Source organism: Methyloradius palustris (assembly GCF_019703875.1).
In the GTDB taxonomy this organism is placed as follows: Bacteria; Pseudomonadota; Gammaproteobacteria; order Burkholderiales; family Methylophilaceae; genus Methyloradius; species Methyloradius palustris.
In genome coordinates this window covers 1,358,000-1,374,604 of the sequence record NZ_AP024110.1, presented here as the reverse complement: position 1 = coordinate 1,374,604, position 16,605 = coordinate 1,358,000, and the positions used below count along the sequence as shown (strand labels likewise).

At 48.3% G+C, this 16,605-nt stretch carries 18 protein-coding genes; 9 read left to right on the top strand and 9 right to left on the bottom strand.

The genetic code is table 11. The features are described 5' to 3' along the window. Positions 1-158 precede the first annotated feature (158 nt). Both ZMTM_RS06640 and ZMTM_RS06635 read left to right on the top strand, forming a co-directional pair. Positions 159-1,550: an aspartate aminotransferase family protein gene (locus ZMTM_RS06640; RefSeq protein WP_221765484.1), complete on the top strand. Its 1,392-nt coding sequence runs from the start codon at positions 159-161 to the stop codon at positions 1,548-1,550. 19 nt (positions 1,551-1,569) lie between these two features. Then, a complete protein-coding gene (locus tag ZMTM_RS06635; protein ID WP_221765483.1) occupies positions 1,570-1,959 on the top strand; it encodes a cupin domain-containing protein in 390 nt (129 codons plus the stop codon). Between the two features lie 143 nt (positions 1,960-2,102). Here the strand turns inward: ZMTM_RS06635 and ZMTM_RS06630 are convergent, their stop codons facing one another. Continuing rightward, positions 2,103-2,435 carry a winged helix-turn-helix transcriptional regulator gene (locus ZMTM_RS06630; RefSeq protein WP_221765482.1) on the bottom strand — a complete coding sequence of 111 codons (333 nt, stop codon included), beginning with the start codon at positions 2,433-2,435 and terminating at the stop codon, positions 2,103-2,105. Between the two features lie 191 nt (positions 2,436-2,626). Between ZMTM_RS06630 and ZMTM_RS06625 the strand changes: the two genes are divergently transcribed. Further along, a complete protein-coding gene (locus tag ZMTM_RS06625; RefSeq protein ID WP_221765481.1) occupies positions 2,627-3,433 on the top strand; it encodes an SDR family NAD(P)-dependent oxidoreductase in 807 nt (268 codons plus the stop codon). 131 nt (positions 3,434-3,564) lie between these two features. Here ZMTM_RS06625 and alr read toward each other — a convergent pair whose 3' ends face one another. Both alr and ZMTM_RS06615 read right to left on the bottom strand, forming a co-directional pair. Next, complete coding sequence (gene alr / locus ZMTM_RS06620; protein WP_221765480.1) at positions 3,565-4,659, bottom strand: alanine racemase; 1,095 nt, start codon at positions 4,657-4,659, stop codon at positions 3,565-3,567. 15 nt (positions 4,660-4,674) lie between these two features. Continuing rightward, positions 4,675-6,006, bottom strand: a complete 1,332-nt coding sequence (locus tag ZMTM_RS06615; protein WP_221765479.1) for a D-amino acid dehydrogenase — start codon at positions 6,004-6,006, stop codon at positions 4,675-4,677. Positions 6,007-6,208: 202 nt separating this feature from the next. On the opposite strand from ZMTM_RS06615, the gene ZMTM_RS06610 reads away from it, so the two are divergent. The 6 genes from ZMTM_RS06610 to ZMTM_RS06585 all read left to right on the top strand — a co-directional run bounded on the left by ZMTM_RS06610 (position 6,209) and on the right by ZMTM_RS06585 (position 12,295). Further along, positions 6,209-6,709, top strand: coding sequence for a winged helix-turn-helix transcriptional regulator (locus ZMTM_RS06610; RefSeq protein ID WP_221765478.1), 501 nt, complete (start codon positions 6,209-6,211; stop codon positions 6,707-6,709). 130 nt (positions 6,710-6,839) lie between these two features. Next, complete coding sequence (locus tag ZMTM_RS06605) at positions 6,840-7,994, top strand: ABC transporter substrate-binding protein (protein WP_221765477.1); 1,155 nt, start codon at positions 6,840-6,842, stop codon at positions 7,992-7,994. A 77-nt stretch (positions 7,995-8,071) separates the two neighbouring features. Next, on the top strand, positions 8,072-9,088 hold the full coding sequence (locus ZMTM_RS06600; RefSeq protein ID WP_221765476.1) for an ABC transporter ATP-binding protein: 1,017 nt from the start codon (positions 8,072-8,074) through the stop codon (positions 9,086-9,088). A gap of 32 nt (positions 9,089-9,120) precedes the next feature. Next, positions 9,121-10,035 (top strand): ABC transporter permease, encoded by a 915-nt coding sequence (locus tag ZMTM_RS06595; protein WP_221765475.1) that lies wholly within the window; start codon positions 9,121-9,123, stop codon positions 10,033-10,035. Then, a complete protein-coding gene (locus tag ZMTM_RS06590) occupies positions 10,025-10,831 on the top strand; it encodes an ABC transporter permease (protein ID WP_221765474.1) in 807 nt (268 codons plus the stop codon). The genes ZMTM_RS06595 and ZMTM_RS06590 overlap by 11 nt, the downstream gene beginning before the upstream one ends. 30 nt (positions 10,832-10,861) lie before the next feature. Continuing rightward, the gene (locus ZMTM_RS06585; RefSeq protein WP_221765473.1) at positions 10,862-12,295 is read left to right on the top strand and encodes a gamma-aminobutyraldehyde dehydrogenase; all 1,434 of its coding nucleotides are present in this window, start codon (positions 10,862-10,864) and stop codon (positions 12,293-12,295) included. A gap of 21 nt (positions 12,296-12,316) precedes the next feature. Here ZMTM_RS06585 and ZMTM_RS06580 read toward each other — a convergent pair whose 3' ends face one another. The 6 genes from ZMTM_RS06580 to ZMTM_RS06555 are packed head-to-tail and all read right to left on the bottom strand — an operon-like array spanning position 12,317 to position 16,517. Continuing rightward, the gene (locus ZMTM_RS06580) at positions 12,317-12,574 is read right to left on the bottom strand and encodes an FAD assembly factor SdhE (RefSeq protein ID WP_221765472.1); all 258 of its coding nucleotides are present in this window, start codon (positions 12,572-12,574) and stop codon (positions 12,317-12,319) included. A gap of 5 nt (positions 12,575-12,579) precedes the next feature. Next, positions 12,580-13,299 (bottom strand): succinate dehydrogenase iron-sulfur subunit, encoded by a 720-nt coding sequence (locus ZMTM_RS06575; RefSeq protein WP_221765471.1) that lies wholly within the window; start codon positions 13,297-13,299, stop codon positions 12,580-12,582. A gap of 31 nt (positions 13,300-13,330) precedes the next feature. Continuing rightward, positions 13,331-15,076: a succinate dehydrogenase flavoprotein subunit gene (sdhA, locus tag ZMTM_RS06570; RefSeq protein WP_221765470.1), complete on the bottom strand. Its 1,746-nt coding sequence runs from the start codon at positions 15,074-15,076 to the stop codon at positions 13,331-13,333. Beyond that, complete coding sequence (gene sdhD / locus ZMTM_RS06565) at positions 15,076-15,411, bottom strand: succinate dehydrogenase, hydrophobic membrane anchor protein (RefSeq protein WP_221765469.1); 336 nt, start codon at positions 15,409-15,411, stop codon at positions 15,076-15,078. The genes sdhA and sdhD overlap by 1 nt, the downstream gene beginning before the upstream one ends. After that, a complete protein-coding gene (gene sdhC / locus ZMTM_RS06560) occupies positions 15,405-15,779 on the bottom strand; it encodes a succinate dehydrogenase, cytochrome b556 subunit (RefSeq protein ID WP_221765468.1) in 375 nt (124 codons plus the stop codon). The genes sdhD and sdhC overlap by 7 nt, the downstream gene beginning before the upstream one ends. Further along, complete coding sequence (locus ZMTM_RS06555; protein ID WP_221765615.1) at positions 15,780-16,517, bottom strand: GntR family transcriptional regulator; 738 nt, start codon at positions 16,515-16,517, stop codon at positions 15,780-15,782. It lies immediately after the preceding gene. Positions 16,518-16,605 lie beyond the last annotated feature (88 nt).

Sequence of the window (16,605 nt, the reverse complement as noted above, 5' to 3'; positions counted from 1 at the left end):
TATAAAAATGGCTACTAAAAACAATCAACATTCGCTTGAAAATTGGTAAGATGATAATGCATATTTTGGCATACCTGATAGAACCAATATGCAAAAATATCCAGAGCCACTTTGCACACTTTACCGCATGCACAAAGACATTAAACGAAATCAAACCTATGCAATTACAACATGAAACACTCTTCAATAACGCCCAGCAGATGCTGGAAAATGAACGCGCTGATTACGTGCGGCTGCACCCGCAATCTATGCAGTTATCCGTAAGTGCAAATGAGCACTTTTTGTATGGTGTGCCCATGCACTGGATGAATGATTGGGGCACACCCGCGCCTTTGTTTGTGAAATATGCGCAGGGTTCGCACTTCACATGTGTAGATGACATTTATTATGTGGATTTCTGTTTGGGCGATACAGGCGCCATGTTTGGGCATTGCCCGCCAGCGTTAGCACAAGCGATTGCTGCGCAGGCTTCAGCAGGTTTTACCACTATGTTGCCATCAAGCCTCACACCCAACGTAGGCGAAGCTCTAGCTGACCACTTTGGCTTGCCCTACTGGCAACTAGCCACTACAGCAACGGATGCCAACCGCTTTGTATTGCGCTGGGCACGCGCGGTCACTGGCCGCAAAAAACTGCTGGTGTTTGATGGCTGTTACCACGGGACTTTTGATGATGCCATGGTAGACATGACCATGCGCAATGAAACCATCGTAGATGCCGTGGTTGGCAAAACCATTAACCGCAGTAGCTTGCTCGGCCAAGTATATGATTTGGGCCAATACACCGTTGCCGTGCCATTCAACGATATTGCGACAGTTGAGCGCGAGCTAGCCAAAGGTGACATCGCCTGCCTGCTCACCGAACCCGCCCTCACCAATTGCGGCATGGTGCCTGCCAAAGCGGGCTTTATCGAAAGCTTGCGTAACCTCACCCAGCAATATGGCACGCTGCTGGTGCTAGATGAAACCCACACCATTTCTACAGGGCGTGGTGGCTGGGCAAAAAACCACGGTGTAGTACCTGACTTTTTAGTTGTCGGCAAGCCTATTGCAGGTGGCCTGCCAGCCGCTGCTTATGGGTTTAGTGCCGCAATGGCCGAGCAAATGAAAGCAGCAAAAGACCAAGCGCCACCAGGGCACTCTGGCATAGGCACCACCCTCTCTGGCAACATGATGACGCTCGCCGCAATCCATGCCACGCTAACGGAAGTTGCCACAGATGCAGCCTATGCGCATATGCTGGGCTTGGCTGAGTCGCTAGAAGATCAATTGATCGCAAGTATTAAATCTCACGACTTACCCTGGAACATCACACGCCTGGGTGCTCGTCTGGAGCTGCAATTCTGCGAAGCAACACCAAGCAATGCTGAGGAAGCACGCAATGCACAGAATGACGTTATTGAAAGCGCTATCCATCTTTACCTGCTTAATCGTGGCGTACTGCTAACACCGTTCCATAATATGATGCTGGTATGTCCTGCCACCAGCGTAGATGACGTAAAGCGTTTGGCCTATATCTTTGATGAATGCCTAAACGAACTTAGCAATTAATTTGAAATAAGGAAAAAACATGACAAAAACCATCAATGACGTGATTGATTTTGCCACGAATACAGTAGAGCCAGAATACGGGACGGTGCCTCAAGAGCGTGTAGTGACAGGCATTTCCAGCGATGCCAACGTTGAAATAAAGATGACGACATTCAACCACTACACCGACCCTACTGAACAGTTTTTCGCAGGCATATGGCACTCCAGCGTAGGCGCCAAAACCGTGAACTACACCGAAGAAGAGGTCTGCTACATTTTGGAAGGTCGGGTACGTTTAACCGATGCAGCAGGCAACGCAAAAGAGTTTGGCGCAGGCAGCACATTTGTTTTACCTGCAGGCTTCAAAGGCACTTGGGAAACGTTGGAAGCAATCAAGAAGATTTATGTGATTTGGCAGGCAAAAGATTAACTGATCTGATGTCGTTTATCTGCATTTGTATATGACCGCTATCGGCCAAAAGCTGACGCTAGCACTTCATATTTAACCGAGTTGTAATTAGGACAAATAACACAATATTAATCTTGAGTTTTAAGTTTTGACTAGCCTAAGAGCTACTCATCACGGGTATGTTTTATTCCCCAGTCTCTTAGTCCAGCAATAACATCACCCAAGTCTTCTCCTTTTTCAGATAAAGCATATTCATTTCGTGGCGGATGTACAGAATACTGCTGAGTTTTGATTACATCCAACTCCAGTAATTTTTTTATTCGGCTTGATAAGACGTTGGGGGATATTCCTTGCAGGGAATCAGCGAAATCTTGAAATCGCCGAGGACCTTGCATAAAAAGATCTCTTAAAATAAGTGACGCCCACTTATCTCCAATAACTTCTACTGCTCTGGCAACAGGGCACCTGATACCTTTTATCACTGTTTTATTGTCCACAAAAACCCTTGTCAATTTAAAATATAACTATTATTATAATAGTTACTATTTATTACATAGTAACTATTATACGGTAATATTTAGTTGCACTAAGCACACAAAAATAATTTAACTAAATTTTAATAATCGAATTTTATATAAGAATTATTCAAAACGATATCCAGAACTCATTACGTAACTTCAAGGGAATTATGATGAACAAATACACAAAGCAACAAATAGCTTTCCAGAAAAAGTATGGTGACTGGGCAATAGTTACAGGCGCGTCAGAAGGTGTTGGCCGTGAAATGGCACTTTCACTTGCTGAAAGAGGTTTAAATGTAGTACTCGTGGCACGCAGAGTTGAGTTGCTTGAGCGCCTGTCCGAAACTATAAAGAAAGAGTTTAACGTGCAGACTATGGTGATATCTGCAGATTTAAGTGAGATTTCCGCATTAAAAAGTCTGGTGCAATCGACTTCAGCATTGAATATTGGCTTACTGATAGCGAATGCTGGCTACGGCACGTCAGGGCCATTAATTAATGCGGATCTGCAAACTGAGCTAAATATGCTGGATGTTAACTGTCGTGCCCTGCTAGTGCTTAGCCATCACTATGGAAAAAGATTCTCAACTCAAAAAAAAGGTGGAATTGTTTTAATGAGTTCAATTATGGCATTTCAAGGTGTGCCTAATATGGCAAACTATGCAGCAACGAAAGCCTATGTTCAAACATTAGCAGAAGGCTTGCATATAGAGCTAGCACCATACGGTGTGGATGTGCATGCTTCTGCTCCTGGACCAATTAATACAGGTTTCAGCACGCGATCCAATCTGAAAATGGGTGCTGCGGCTCATCCTAAGACAATAGCCTCAGATACTCTCAACGCACTAGGTAAATCTACAACAGTACGCCCAGGATTTTTAGCAAAATTATTGGAGTATTCGCTAAAATTATTACCGCGTTGGGGGCGTGTAAGAGTTATGCAGTTGGTAACCAAGGGAATGATGAGCCATTGATGAATACCTAACCCTTCCTTTACTTACTCAAGTGTCTGCTAAGGGTCGATAGCTGTCATAAGAAGTCTCATCACTACCAATCTAATACACTTAAATTAGTAGTGACGAGTTAAATAAGAAAAACTTATTTCTCAGCCCACATCTGAATATTTAAACTGTACCCGTTTGACATTACAAAACAGCTCATAAGCTATGGTACCTGCGGATTGTGCAACCTCATTGGCAGATACTTGATCGCCCCATAGCTCTACCTGGCTGCCAATCTCCGCGTTTGGTATATCTGTGAGATCGACAAACAGCATGTCCATAGAAACACGGCCTATCAGCCGCGTCATTTGGCCGTCAACGGCGATTGGTGTGCCTGTGGTAGCAGACCTTGGGTAGCCATCAGCGTAGCCACATGCCACCACGCCAACCTTAGTATCGCGCTCGGCGGTAAATATGCTGCCGTAGCCGGTAGATTCACCTTTGGCGATTTTTCGTATGGAAATAATGCGTGATGTGAGTTGCATGACAGCGCGTAGCGCCTGCCCTGTAAGCCGCTCTGATACTGGGCTGGCGCCATACAGCATAATGCCGGGGCGTGACCAGTTGCCTTGCGCTTGTGGCCAGCTAAGAATACCTGCGGAATTGGCAAGGCTGGTCTCGCAAAGCGCGGCAGAAAGCTTGCCCATGCCAGTAATCGTTTCTTGAAAAACGGCGACTTGCTGCTGTGTATGGTCAGAATTCAAATTATCTGCATTGGCAAAATGTGTCATCAGTACAAGCTTGGCGACATTAACATGCTGGCTTAGGCGTGAATAAGCCTCACTGTAATCAGCAGGTGACAGCCCTACTCGATGCATGCCGCTATCTAGCTTAAGCCAGACATTGAGCGGCTTTGCCAGAGCAGTCTCAAGCAATACCTCTACCTGCCAGAGATGATGAATCACTATCCAAAAATCATTCGCTACGATAACTGGTAACTCTGCAGCCTCAAAAAAGCCTTCGAGCAATAAAATGGGGGCTGTTATCCTGGCCTCACGCAGTTGCAATGCTTCTTCTATCGCCGCTACAGCAAAGCCATCGGCTTCATTTTCAATCGCTTGCGCGCATTGAATTGCCCCATGGCCGTAAGCGTTGGCTTTGATAACAGCCAGTGCCTTACCGCCGTGAGACTGTTTGGCGATGCGGTAATTATGACGAAACGCATCGAGGCGAATATGAGCAATAGCAGGACGTGACATAGGCGGCTTTATTGTTTATTTTGTTTGATATGTAAAAGCAGCAGACTGCTCGCTATTGCTGCGCTTGCTTGCACTGTAACGTCCAATCGCCAAATCATCACTGCGAATGGCGGTTTTATGCTGGGCAAGCATATCGGCCAATACCTGGCCTGATCCACAGGCCATAGTCCAGCCTAAAGTACCGTGGCCTGTGTTGAGCCAGACGTTATCTAGTTGTGGATTGGCAGATGCACGGCCGATAATCGGCGTGCCATCAGGCGTCATAGGACGCAGGCCAGTCCATAGCGTGGCATTGGGCACATCACCGGCATTGGGGAATAAGTCGTTGGTAATCATTTCCAGCGTTTTGCGTCGCCTTGGGTTCAAGCTCAAATCAAAGCCTGCCAATTCGGCCATGCCACCCACGCGAATACGGTTATCAAATCGGGTGATGGCTACTTTGTAAGTTTCATCCATTACCGTAGAAACAGGTGATGCCTCGGCATTCACCACAGGCACGGTAAGTGAATACCCTTTGACTGGGTAAACAGGAATATCAATCGCTAGTTGTTGCATCAATTGCCGCGAGTAACTGCCGAGTGCAACCACGTACTGATCGGCGGTGAGCGTTTCTTTGCCTTGATTGGTACTAATCTCAACGCCTGTGAGTTTGCCATTACTGGTGAGCAATTGATTAATAGAAACATTCTGGCGAAACTCTACACCAAGCTTGTGCGCTTCTTGCGCCAGCCGTGCAGTAAATAACTGGCAATCACCCGTTTCATCACCAGGCAGGCGCAAACCGCCAGTAAGTTTGTGTTTGACTAAATCTAAAGCAGGTTCGGCAATGGCACAGCCATCTCTATCCAGCAACTCAAAAGGCACACCTATGCGGCTCAATACGGCAATATCTTTTGCTGCTGCATCCAACTGGCGCTGGGTACGGAATACCTGCAAGGTGCCTTGAGTGCGGGCTTCATATTGAATGCCTGTACTAGCTCGCAAATCACGCAGGCAGTCGCGGCTATATTCGGCGAGGCGCACCATGCGCTCCTTATTAATGTCATAACTGACGGCATTACAGTTTTGCAATAGCTTTAAGGCCCACTGAAGCTGCCACAGGGTGCCATCTGGCTTCATGGAAAATGGGGCATGGCGCTGAAATAGCCATTTCATAGCTTTAAGTGGAATGCCAGGCGCTGCCCAAGGCGCTGAGTAGCCAGGTGATATCTGCCCTGCATTGGCAAAGCTGGTTTCCAGCCCTGGCGCAGGCTGGCGATCTATCACGGTGACTTCAAAACCTTTGCGTGCCAGATAATAAGCACTCGTTACGCCAACGACTCCCGACCCTAAAACCAGTATGCGCATGATAAATCTCCACAAGCCAATTGAGTTACAGCAATATCAGTACAGTTTATTTGCTCATTACATGCCTAGTTGACTGAATATTTAACTTTAGTAGATTAAATAAACTTAATTTACGTAATAAGCAGTGATTATTTCTGTTTTTCAGCAATCAATTGTTTTATAGTCTTTTACAGAAGTATTCATGCATATTAAAGGATGAATCATGCGCATACGTACCCATGCAGTTCGTGAACTTGATCGTATCGACAAAAAAATATTGTCTGTATTGCAGCAAGATGCACGCATCCCCATTACCGAACTAGCTGAAAAAGTTGGCTTATCTGTCACACCCTGTGGCGAGCGAGTCAAACGCCTGGAAAAAGAAGGCGTGATTCTTGGCTACCATGCACGGCTTGATCCCCACGCGCTTGGGCTCTCCCTGCTTGTGTTCGTAGAGCTGAAGCTATCTACCAAATCAGGCACGATTTTCAACAAATTCAAACAAGAGATCCTCAAGCTTCCCAGCGTGCTGGAATGCCACTTGGTTTCAGGGGATTTTGATTACCTGATCAAGGCGCGTATCACGCAGATGACTGACTACCGAACGTTACTTGGCGATATTTTGCTCACGCTGCCTGGCGCACAGGAATCCAGAAGCTACATCGTGATGGAGGAAGTAAAAGAAGGCTTTGCATTGCCGCTAGATGAAAGCATCGCCGATTAAAAGGAGTGGCTCTATTGAAATAATCTAAATGGTTCTTGCCGCATTACCAATTTGAGAAAATAATAAGGTTTGTAGCTGGTGATTTTAGTCAGTCTGAGTCTGTTTTCCACAACTAACAGGGAGCTTTTAAATGGCGCTAGTTCGTAAGAATCAGGTTTTAGCAGCACTGCTGATTGCAGGCATTTGTAATGCACAGGCAGAACCCCTCACAAAAATTGGCAAAGGCGAAGGCAAGCTGGATGTGGTTGCCTGGCCTGGCTACCTGGAACGTGGCGAATCAGATAAAACTTATGACTGGGTTACTGGCTTTGAAAAAGAAACCGGCTGTAAAGTGAATGTAAAAACAGCCAGCACCTCAGATGAAATGGTCTCCCTGATGAATAAGGGTGGCTATGATCTGGTGACTGCTTCTGGCGATGCCAGCCTGCGCTTGGTTGCAGGCAAAAAAGTACAGGAAATTAATACCAGCCTGATTCCCTCATGGGGCACGGTGGATAGCCGCTTACAAGATGCGCCATGGCACACAGTAGATGGCAAACACTATGGCGTGCCTTATCAGTGGGGCCCGAATGTGCTTATGTACAACACACAGGCCTTCAAGAAAGCGCCAACATCCTGGGCTGTGGTGTTCGAGCCACAAAACCTGCCTGATGGCAAACCCAACAAAGGCCGCATCCAAGCCTATGATGGCCCAATCTATATCGCTGATGCAGCGCTCTACCTAATGAAAAAAGACCCATCACTGGGTATTAAAGACCCGTATGAGTTAAACGAGAAACAATATGCCGCTGTGCTCAAACTGCTACGCCAGCAAAAAACGCTGACTCATAGATATTGGCATGACGTCACTGTGCAGATGACCGACTTCAAGAAAGAAGGCGTAGTCGCTTCCAGCGCTTGGCCTTATCAAGTCAATGGCCTAAAGACTGAAAAACAACCAATTGCTTCCGTGATCCCGCAAGAAGGTGCAACAGGTTGGGCAGATACCACCATGCTAGCTACAAAAGCATCGCACCCTAATTGCGCTTATATGTGGATGGAACATTCGCTCAATACAAACCTGCAATCTGGCTTGGCAGAATGGTTTGGCTCTAACCCTGCTGTACCAACAGCGTGTAAAACCAAAGCGCCGGGTGGCAGTGACTTCTGCTCAGACAATGGTTTCAGCCGCTTTACTGAAATCAAGTTCTGGAAAACCCCGCAAGCTAAATGCTCCCTGCCTGAAGGTTGCGTTCCCTACAGCCGCTGGACAACTGACTTTATAGCCATCATGGGTGGTCGCTAATAAGAATTGAGCAAAGGCTAGGCCATCATGTGCTTAGCCACTCCTGATTTTTCTTTTCATTCTTTTTGGTTTAGCCCATGAGTATTGCTGTTGAGTTTTCGAATATCAGCCGTCACTACGGCAATGTTAAGGCGATAGATAATGTCTCAGTCACCATTGCTGAAGGTGAATTCTTTTCCATGCTGGGCCCTAGCGGTTCTGGCAAAACCACCTGTTTACGACTGATTGCAGGTTTTGAACAACCTAGTGCTGGCAGTATCCGTATTTTTGGCAAAGAAGCTGCTGGCACGCCGCCCTACGAGCGAGCAGTAAATACCGTATTCCAGGATTACGCCCTCTTCCCCCACATGAATGTGCTCAACAACGTGGCCTATGGCTTGCGGGTGAAGGGTGTAGCTAAAGCAGAATGCATCAAGCGCGCAGAAGAAGCTTTGGCACTGGTTGCCCTAGCCGATTATTGCCAGCGCAAACCAAGCGAGCTCTCGGGCGGACAACGGCAGCGGGTTGCCTTAGCCCGCGCCATCGTGAATAAACCACGGGTGTTATTGCTGGATGAACCTTTGGGTGCACTCGATTTAAAACTGCGTGAACAAATGCAGTCAGAACTGAAAACCCTGCATAAAAAACTGGGCATTACCTTTATTTACGTGACACACGACCAGAGTGAAGCGTTATCTATGTCTGACCGTGTCGCTGTGTTTAACCACGGCAAAATCGAACAGGTTGACCACCCGCGCCAGCTCTATACCCAACCTAAAACCAGCTTTGTCGCTAATTTTGTCGGTACGGCTAATGTGGTCAGTGGTGATCTCGCAGAGCAGATTACTGGCAGCCGCCAGCCTTTCTCCATCCGCCCTGAACATATCAGCCTCAACCCAGACAGTAGCCAGAAGTATATGCAAGTGGCAGGGGCGGTTACAGATGTTCAATTTCATGGTGCTCATAGCAAAATTGAAGTTGCTGTCGCAGATCATAGATTAACTATGGTAATTGCCAGCCACCAAGAATTAGAGACAGCGTTACCTCAAATAGGCCAAACCATTGATTTGTGCTGGCCACAACGACACATGGTGATACTGGAAACATCTGCATGAACGTGCTTTACCAAACAAACGGTGAATAAAGGATGCTGCAACTGACCCGCCCACTCGCCAATATGCTCTACCGCAGAAACACCCTGTTTCTGCTGCTCCTGCTCACCCCACCATTGCTCTGGTTCGGGGTTGTTTATCTAGGCTCACTATTCAGCCTACTTTGGCAAAGCTTTTACACCTTCGACAGCTTCAGCATGTCGGTGACACCTGATTTAACACTGGAGAATTATCGCAGCCTGTTCGATGCCACTAACCTCGACATTATCCTGCGCACTTTAACCATGGCCGTCTCCGTCACATTAGCCACTGCAGTCATTGGCTTTCCTATCGCTTATTACATGACACGCTACGGCAGTCACGCTGAAAAAGGCTTTTTCTACGTGGCGGTGATGTTGCCGATGTGGGCCAGTTACATCGTAAAAACCTATGCGTGGACAGTGATTCTGTCGCAAGAAGGCATCTTGTACTGGCTGGTTAATCATCTAGGTTTACTCAGCCTACTTAATGCCACGCTCGCAATTCCCAGCATTGGTGGGAACACGCTTGCCACATCTAACCTTGGTCGATTTATCGTATTTACCTATATCTGGCTGCCATTCATGATTTTGCCGATTCAGGCAGCGCTAGAACGTGTGCCATCTAATCTGTTGCAAGCTTCATCTGATTTGGGCGCCAAACCTGCACAGACCTTCCGTAAAATTTTACTGCCACTGGTATTCCCTGGCGTGGTGGCAGGCTCCATATTCACATTTTCGCTCACGCTTGGTGACTACATCATTCCGCAACTTATTGGCCCTAGCGGCTTGTTTATTGGCACCATGGTTTACACAATGCAAGGCTCTATCGGCAATATGCCGCTGGCTGCCGCGTTTACTGTGGTGCCGATTGTGCTGATTTTTATTTACTTGGCTTTGGCAAAACGCATGGGAGCCTTTGATGCGTTCTAATCAAGCACAAGCCGCTGCTCCACTGTGGCTAAAAACATTGGCTTATGGCGGCCTAGTTTTTTTGCATTTTCCGATTGCGGTTATTTTCTTAAATGCCTTTTTAACAGGTGAAGGCAGTCAAAGTCATTTCACTTTGCGCTGGGTTCATGAAGCACTGGCACGTGAAGATGTGATTGCTGCAATCCTGCTCTCACTGAAAGTAGCCACCATCGCCACCTTGATGGCCTTAATCATGGGCGTGATGGCCGCCGCAGCGCTTTACAGGCGAAGTTTTTTCGGTAAAGAAGCCATCACCACCATGCTGATTCTGCCCATTGCGCTACCTGGCATCATCACAGGTATCGCCCTGCTTTCTGCCATCAATATGCTGGATATCACCCCTGGGGTGTGGACGATTATTGTCAGCCATGCCACGTTCTGCGTAGTGATGATTTATAACAACGTGATTGCCCGTTTCAGGCGCATGCCGCATAGCTTGGTAGAGGCATCAATGGATTTGGGTGCCGATGGTTGTACGACGTTTCGCTACATTATCCTGCCGCAACTCGCTACCGCTTTACTTGCAGGTGCGCTATTAGCTTTTGCGCTCTCCTTCGACGAGCTCATCGTCACTATTTTTACCGCTGGCCATGAAATCACTTTGCCAATCTGGCTGCTCAACCAGCTCAGTCGCCCGCGTGATGCAGCCATTACCAATGTGGTTGCGATGATGGTGATGCTGATTACCGCCCTGCCCATTATTGCAGCGTATTATTTAACCCGTGGCACAGGCACCGTTGAAGGTAGTAGCCGTTAACATTAACCTGATTATTGAAGAGAGATGAAAATGATTGATTTCCCCAAGCAATTATTGATTAACGGCCAGTTTGTCAGTGGCGAAGGCAACGCTGAACCTATCCTCAATCCAGCTACAGGTGAGCTACTGACGACTATCCATGAAGCCTCTATGGACCAGATAAAACTGGCAACCAGCTCAGCCGCTACGGCTTTTACCAGCTGGAAAAAAACCACCCCACGCGACCGTGCCACCATGCTGCTCAAACTTGCCGATGCCATAGAAAGCAATGCCGAGGCTTTCGCCACGCTGGAGTCGCTCAACTGTGGCAAGCCTTACTTGGCTGCGCTTAATGATGAAATACCTGCAGTGGCCGACATATTCCGCTTCTTCGCGGGGGCTATTCGCAACATGACTGGCTCACTTGCTGGTGAATACCTGCCTGGCCATACCAGCATGATTCGTCGCGACCCCTTAGGTGTCGTAGCCTCTATCGCGCCGTGGAACTACCCGTTGATGATGGCTGCTTGGAAACTAGGGCCAGCATTAGCTGCAGGCAATACTGTAGTACTAAAACCTTCTGAAATGACCCCTCTGACATCGCTCAAACTCGCCCAGTTAATCGCCGAGATTTTTCCCGCTGGCGTGGTCAACATCATTACTGGGCGTGGTGAATCAGTTGGTGCGCCCATGATTTCACAACCACAAGTGCAGATGATTTCAATTACGGGTGACATTTCTACGGGCCAGAAAATCATGGATGTTGCGGCCAAAAGCGTGAAGCGCACGCACCTGGAATTAGGCGGCAAAGCGCCAGTAATAGTGTTCGACGATGCTGACATACAGGCCGTGGTTGATGGCGTGCGCGCATTCGGCTTTTATAACGCAGGGCAAGACTGCACCGCCGCATGCCGCATTTACGCAGGCAAAAACATCTACGAAAAACTAGTGGCTGAGCTCACCTCCGCCGCCTCCAGTATTCAACTGGGTGAGCAGCATGACGAAGGTGTTGAGATGGGACCGCTGATTTCAGAACGTCAACGCAGCCGCGTGGCTGGCTTTGTTGACCGTGCTGCCGCACAAAAACATATTGAAATCACAACAGGTGGCAAAGCGCGCGCTGGTCGTGGGTTTTTCTATGAACCCACGATCATCGCTGGCGCTTTACAAACCGATGAAATCGTCGCCAAAGAAGTGTTTGGCCCTGTAGTTTCCATTACACGTTTTGATGATGAGGTCGAAGTATTAGGGTGGGCAAATGAATCTGAATATGGCCTTGCAAGCTCAGTGTGGACAGCCGATGTAGGCCGCGCCATGCGCGTCTCAGCCGAGCTGCAATATGGCTGCACCTGGATCAATACCCACTTTATGCTGGTCTCTGAAATGCCACATGGCGGCATGAAAAAGTCTGGCTATGGCAAGGATATGTCGATGTACGCAATTGAGGATTACAGCGCCGTACGGCATGTGATGGTAAAACTATAAGAATCTAAACGGGCTGCTGAATCAACTGCTTGCAAGCATTGCTAGTACTTGTTTTTTGGCTGTCTCGTGATTATCTTGCTGCGTACTCAATAAACTCCATAAAATATTGTCTGGCAAGTCCAGCAACTCATCGAGCACTGCAATTTGTGCATGATTGAGGTTGGGCAGATGGTTTTTCACAAATGGCGTAAAGAGCAGATCTAACTCCAGCATGCCTCGTCGGCAGCGCCACTCCATGCGTCTAAGCGCTGCTTCCTCTTCGTATACCGTGGTTTGCATTAGATTTATTTTGCAGGCGACTTTTCTTGCTTGAAGCGGTTTTTCACTTTAAGCGCCTTGATCTCGTTAATCGCCTTTGAAGGGTTTAAGCCTTTGGGGCAAACATCCACGCAGTTCATAATGTTATGGCAACGATATAGCCGATAAGGGTCTTCCAGGTTTTCCAGACGTTCTTCGGTAGCGTGGTCGCGGCTATCAGCAATAAAACGGTAAGCAGCCAGCAAGCCCGCTGGGCCGACAAATTTATCCGGGTTCCACCAGAATGATGGGCAGGCCGCAGTGCAGGCGCCGCACATAATGCATTCATATAAACCATCCAACTTGGCACGATCTTCAGGTGATTGCAGACGCTCAGTAGTTGGCACAGGGTCGTTATTGATTAGGTAGGGTTTGATAGAGTTGTAGTGCTCAAAAAACTGCGTCATATCGACGATTAAATCGCGTATTACAGGCAAGCCCGGCAAGGGGCGCAATACGATAGGTTGTTTGAGGTCTTCAACCGCTGTCATGCAGGCCAGGCCGTTTTTGCCGTTAATGTTCATGGCATCTGAGCCACATACGCCTTCACGACAGGATTTACGCAGGCTTAATGTGTCGTCCAAGGCTTTGATCTGCAATATTGCATCGAGCAGCATACGCGTGTTAGGTGCGAGTTCGATCTCGTAATCCTGCATGTAGCCGTCTTTATCGGTATCAGGGTTAAATCTGTAGATTGAAAATTTCATCGCATAACTCCTTAATATACGCGCACCACTTTTAATACACTCTCGCAACTAGGGGGAAAGAGGGCACCGTCAATGGCTGCAAACGCACCGGGCTATAAGCCACAAGGTTATTCTGGCGATAATAGACCGAGTGCTTTAGCCACTGCTCATCATCCCGATTCGGGAAATCTTCGCGACAATGCGCGCCTCTGCTTTCTTGGCGGGTATGCGCAGAAACCATGGTGGCTTTTGCGACTTCGATGAGATTCTCGAGCTCTAGCGCCTCAACACGTGCGGTATTGAACACTTGGCTTTTATCCTGGATTTCCAAATATGGAATACGCGCTGCTACTTGCATGATTTTTTCTACGCCCTCTGCCAATAATTCAGGGAAGCGGAATACACCACAATGCGCCTGCATGGCCTTACGCATGGCATCGCCAACCTCGGCCACGTTTTCACCCGACTGCTGATTATTCAACCTGGCTAATCGAGCTTCTGTTGCATCCGCATAATCGGCAGGCAAAGGCTTATGACTAGTATTGCGCGCACTTTCCACCATGTGATTTCCAGCCGCTTTACCGAACACCATTAAATCGAGCAGCGAGTTTGAGCCCAAACGGTTTGCACCATGCACTGACACACAAGCACATTCACCCACTGCATAAAAGCCCTGCACTACTTTGCCGTTATCAACCACTTGGCCATCAATGTTCGTAGGAATGCCGCCCATCATGTAATGCACAGTCGGCACAACTGGGATAGGTTCACGCACTGGATCTACATTGGCAAATTTAATAGCGATATTGCGAATGCCAGGCAAACGCGCGTCGATGACTTTTTCGCCAAGATGATCAAGTTTTAGCCAAACCGCCTGGCTATCTATACCGATGCCACGCCCTGCTTTCACCTCAGTGGCAATAGAGCGCGAAACCACATCGCGGCTAGCTAAATCTTTGGCATTTGGAGCATAGCGCTCCATGAAGCGTTCACCTTCGGAATTCACCAAATAGCCGCCCTCACCGCGCACGCCTTCGGTAATCAGCACGCCAGCATTGGCCAGACCTGTTGGGTGGAATTGCCAGAACTCCATATCCTGCAAGCCAAAACCTGCACGGGCTGTCATACCTAGGCCATCACCCGTGTTGATGAATGCATTGGTACTGGCATGGAAAATACGGCCTGCGCCACCCGTAGCAAATAGCGTAGCTTTGGCGTGAAATGCGACCACTTTACCGGTCTCGATTTCTAGCGCAGTGACGCCCAATACATCACCATCTGCATCGCGGATTAAATCAAGCGCGAACCATTCAATTAGAAACTGCGTTTGCGCATGCACGTTGCGCTGGTAAAGCGTATGCAACATGGCATGACCGGTGCGGTCAGCCACGGCGCAGGTGCGCGAAATGGCTTCTGCGCCGTAATGGCGGGTCATGCCGCCAAACGGGCGCTGGAAAATCTTGCCGTTATCTAGGCGGTCAAACGGCATGCCAAAATGCTCTAATTCATATATTGCATCGGCCGCATTTTTACACATAAACTCTATGGCATCCTGGTCACCCAGATAATCCGAACCTTTGATGGTGTCGTACATATGCCAGTGCCAGTCATCCTGCCCCAGATTACTTAGCGCGGCGGCGATACCACCCTGAGCTGCTACAGTATGCGAACGCGTCGGGAATACTTTGGAGAGCACAGCAACATTCAACCCGCTATCAGCCAGTTGCAATGCGGCACGCAAACCCGCGCCACCACCGCCCACCACAATCGCATCAAATTTTCGGACTTCAATCGCCATCAAATACTCCACACAATCCATGTTGCCCACAGTGCATAAATAACCAGAACCACCCTGACCAGCCATTCGAGGCGCAATCTAAGCACTTGATGATGCACATAATCCATCATGATCTCGCGCACCCCCAACCAGGCGTGATACATGAGTGCCCAGAAAAACAGCAAGCTAAGTGTCCTGAATGGGATTGGTGAACACCAGACTTTCCATCCATCAAAGCCTATTGGAGGGCTGACTAGCCAATAGATGAGCACGACCACGGAGTAAACAGCCATGGTGCCTGCTGTCAGGCGTTGCCACATCCAGTCACCAAAACCATGACCACGGCGCATTACCATAGTAAAAATGCCATTAATACTGTTAGCACACCGCTGACAATCAGAACGCTCATGCTGCTGGCACGCGCAAATCTAAGGTTCAAGCCCAAATGTGCATCAAGCGCCAGGTGACGCAAACCTGCCAGTGCATGGTGTAGATAAGCCCAAATAATCAGTAGATAAATCAGCCTGAACAATGGCGTTTTTAATAAGGTATGCACTTCAGCATAGCTATCTGGTGAGGCCAAACTTTGTTGGAACAACAGAAGCAGTAAAGGCAGCAATAGGAATAAAAACGCACCGCTAGCACGGTGCATGATGGAAACCAGCGCTGGTAAAGGCAAGCGAATAGTGAATAAGTTGAGGTTTTTAGGGCGCTTGGCAGCCATTTAGTCTAGCTCGCTGCGATAGTGGTAAGCATCTGTCAGGCACAAGCCCAAGCGCCACTCGATAGGTTTGTCGCCGTAGGTATAAGCAGTGCGTTCCACCTGCAATAATGGGCTATCTAAAGCCACACCTAGTGCTTGCGATGAGGTTTCATCGGCCGCCACAGCTTTCAATGCCTCTTCGGCACGCACCATGCGGATGCCGTAAGCCTGCTCATACATGCTATTCATTGAGCCGCCATAGGCGTTGATCTGTGCGCTATCCAGCCCTGTAAACGTAGCCGCTGACACTGCAATATGATCGAGAATCAGTGGTTGGCTGGCATGCACCAATAAGCGCTTGATCTCGATAATCGGGCTACCGACTTCAATACCCAAGCGCACAGCAACTCTTTTAGAGGCTATGGCTCGCTCGCAACTCAATAACTGGTGACGCGGAAAAATCTTAGCGCCATCTTCATCGGCCAGGCGCAAAAAACGTACCTTTACGCCCTCTTCTGCGTGAGAAACGACATAGGTACCTTTACCCTGGCGGCGCATCATGATGTTATCTGCGACCAACGCATCAATAGCCTTGCGCACCGTGCCCTGGCTGACTTGGTAACGGCTGGCCAATTCCATTTCACTGGGAATCACTGCGCCTGCCGCCCATTCGCCATTGATGAGGCTCTGGGTGAGCATTTTTTTTATTTGTTCATACAAAGGCTGATAGCTAGGCAATCCTATATGGGCTTGTGCCATATCAGGTTGCGCGCTATTTGTTTGGCTATCGGTTTTTTGATTTGCGGCTTGAGAGGCTTGTACTTGCATAGCGTTTAGTTTATCGCAT